This window comes from uncultured Meiothermus sp., from assembly GCF_937863175.1.
In the GTDB taxonomy this organism is placed as follows: Bacteria; Deinococcota; Deinococci; order Deinococcales; family Thermaceae; genus Meiothermus.
This window is the reverse complement of record NZ_CALMCQ010000418.1, coordinates 1-3148: the sequence shown is the minus strand read 5'-3', so window position 1 is coordinate 3148 and position 3148 is coordinate 1. Positions and strand designations below refer to the sequence as shown.

Below are 3148 nucleotides of genomic sequence, written 5' to 3'. Positions count from 1 at the left end.
AGGCCTCAGCCAGAATAGCCGGAGATAACAGGGGGGCCTGGGGCAGGGTCTCCTCAAACCAGGCCAGCATCTCCTGGGCATGACCCTTGACCTGCCAGAAGCGCCACAACCGGGCTGCAAGTTGCAAACCCAGCTCGATCTCGGCTCGCTGGCTCCACAGTAGAACTGCGCGGATGTTTTCATACTCAGTTGAAAGGTAGCTATACCAGTGGGCTTGTTCCGGTCCCGTGAGCCTGGGAGCAATGGTGGTTGCCTCGGCCAGGTAACACTCCAGCAGCCTTTTTCGGGTGGCTTCGGCCAGCCCCAGGGTCTCGAGTCTGGCCAGGCCGAACTGGCGCACCGGCTCGAGCATACGAAAACGCAACGGGGAACCCTCCTCCAGAGCCAGCACCATCGAGGTGCGCACCAGCCTGGAGTGCCACTCGGCCAGTTCACCTGCTGCAAAACCCTGATCGGCACAGAGCATTTCGGCGGCCTCGAGCGACCATCCCCCCACAAACACCGAAAGCCGGACAAACAGGTTTTTTTCCGACTCACCGAGCAAGTTGTAGCTCCACTGCAGGGCTGCCTCCAGGGTCTGGTGGTGGCGCTCCCCACCCCGGTGGCCCCGCGTCAGCAGGCGCAGGCTGTTGTCCAGACGGGCAACAACCTGTTCCAGTGAGAGCATCCCGACCCAGGTTGCCGCCAGTTCCAGGGCCAGCGGCAAGCCCTCCAGGCGGCGGCAGATTTGTGCCAGGAAAACCGCATTGCGAGCGTTGAGCTCGTAACGAGGCTGCTGTTGCCGAATCCGTCCCAGTAAAAAGCGCACCGATTCGAAGCGATCCAGCTCCTTGGGGCGCAGTTCGGCTTCTGGGTCGGGAACTTCCAGTGGCGCCACCACCCAGGCAATCTCCCCCACCATCCCCAGGGCCTCACGGCTGGTAGCCAGTAGTTGCAACTGCGGTAGCGACCTGAGTAACTGGACTGCCGCCTCGGCGCAGCCGTCAATCAGATGTTCACAGTTGTCCAGCACCAGTAAGGTTTTACGGCCCAGCAGCCGCTCGAGGAGGTTCTTCAGGGGTGGCTGGGAGGTACCGTGCACACCCAGCACCTGGGCGATGGCTGGAAGTATCATCTGGGCATCGCTCAAGGCCACCAGTTCTATCCACCAGACCCCCCCTTCATACTGCCCCTGCAACCTCGAGGCCAACTCCTGGGCCAGGCGGGTTTTCCCCGCACCGGCTGCTCCGGTAAGCGTCAGGCAGCGTGTGGTAGACAGCAATTGAAGGGTCTCCTGGAGGGCCGCTTCTCGCCCGATCAACGGAGATAAGGGTACGGGCACCCACCCCAGGAGGGCCTGTTTCGGCTCTACCTGCGCCGGAGGCTCGAGGAGACTGGGCAATTGCTGCAAAACCTGCTCATACACGGCACGGGTATGCTCGTCAGGCTCCTCACCCAGCTCCTGCACCAGGGCTTCACGTAAGGTCTGGAACTGCTGAATGGCCTCCATCCGCCGCCCCGAACGGGCGTAGATCTGCATCAGGGCTAGATGGGCAGCCTCGGTGGTGGGTTCTTTGGCAATGGCCTGCTCGAGGAAGTGCCCGGCCAGAGCCAGGTCGCCCCGCTGCTCCAGCCTCCGGGCCAGCTCGAGCAGAGCCGCCAGATACAGTGAACGAGCCTCGTCCCGATGAGGCTCCGTCCAGTCGTCGTAAATGTTTTCTGGCAGCAAATCCCCTTGGTATAGCCTGATTGCCGCCTCGTAGTACGCAGCATCGCCCTGCCTGCGGGCCTGGTTCACCAGTCGCAGGAACTCGCTGTAATCCACCTCGACCGGGCCACCGGCATAGAGCACCAGGGTCTCGTGCTCGAAGGTCAGAAAACGCGACCTGGCCCCCCTGGAAAGCCCCGGCTCGAGCATGCGGCGGGCGTGGTAGAGGTTCTGGTGCAGGTTGTTCATGCCCGACTTCTCGTCAAGGTCGGGCCAGAGTGCTTCCAGCACCTGTTCCCGGTGCAAGCGCTGCCCTGGCTGGAGCGCGAGCAGCTTGATGATATCGCTGGATTTCTTCCTGCGCTGCGCCTCGATGGGCCAGGTCTGGTCGTTCAGGCTCAGGCGAAATGGGCCCAATAAACCAATGTGTAGCCGCATCTGCGAAGACATCTAATTCCATCTTAGCAAGGCAGTAAGTGCAAGTAAGTGACAGGTAAGTGTCCCTGGAGAGTATGGGCGGCATGAGCCTGCTGAGGAGCGTTTTATGGACAAAACCAAGCGCCTGCCCAAGCAGCGAATCACCTTTCTGGTTCGCTGCTGGCTGCTTCCAGGTGGCAGTCAGCGCTACCAGGTGCGCCATGTGCAAAGTGGCCTGGAGGCCCAGACCGATAGCCTCGAGGCCGTCCTGCACTGGATGGAGCAGTTTCGCCCGAAACAATCCAGCTCGGAGTAAAACCATCCGACCCTCCGCCTCGAGCTTCTCTTGTCGTAACCCCGGGCCCCGGTGACCCACCCAAGGAGTACCGCTATGAAAAAAATCCTGTTGCCCCTAGTCCTGATCGTCTCTGGCCTCCTTACCCAGGGCCTGGCCCAGCGGGCCTACCTGGGCGGAACTTTCGCTTTTGTCCTCAACGATAGCACCGCTACCTTCGGGGTTCAGTTCGGAGCCAACTTCACCCCGGCCTTCGGGGCCAGGGGCAGCCTGACCTTCAGCTCGGGGGGAGGGTTAACCGGATTCGGCTTTGGTGTGGACGGTTTATACCTGATCACCACCCCCAACTCCCCCATCAACCCCTACATTGGGGCAGGCGTCGGTCTGGGCTTCCTGAGCGGTTTTGTGCAGGGCGCCTCGGTCTCGGGGCTGGTGTTCGGGGCCGACGGAATTATCGGGGTCGAGTACCTGCTCAACCGCCAGTTCGCGCTGTTCGCCGAGGCCCGCCCGGGCTTCGTAACCGGTACGGTGAGCGGAACAGCGGGGGGATCGGCAGTTTCGCTCCCGATCAGCGGCACCACGGTGGAGCTGCGGGTTGGGGCCAACATCTTTTTCTGAACCAGGGATCAGGTTTAAGTGATCAAGGAGGAGATATGAAGGCTTTCATCAGAACCATCGGTCTTGTCCTCAGTCTGGCAGTCTTAAGCGCTTGCGGCGGTAGCAGTACCCCCCCACCGCCCCCACCTCCC

The 3148-nt window shown here is 61.7% G+C and carries 3 protein-coding genes; 2 read left to right on the top strand and 1 reads right to left on the bottom strand.

Translation table 11 applies throughout. The features are described 5' to 3' along the window. A partial coding sequence (locus tag Q0288_RS15805) for a BTAD domain-containing putative transcriptional regulator (protein WP_299432546.1) occupies positions 1-2137 on the bottom strand: 2137 nt, incomplete at its 3' end. A gap of 94 nt (positions 2138-2231) precedes the next feature. Here Q0288_RS15805 and Q0288_RS15800 point away from each other — a divergent pair. Then, a complete protein-coding gene (locus Q0288_RS15800) occupies positions 2232-2420 on the top strand; it encodes a hypothetical protein (protein WP_299432543.1) in 189 nt (62 codons plus the stop codon). A 75-nt stretch (positions 2421-2495) separates the two neighbouring features. Then, positions 2496-3017 (top strand): outer membrane beta-barrel protein, encoded by a 522-nt coding sequence (locus Q0288_RS15795; RefSeq protein WP_299432540.1) that lies wholly within the window; start codon positions 2496-2498, stop codon positions 3015-3017. The last annotated feature ends 131 nt before the right edge of the window (positions 3018-3148 follow it).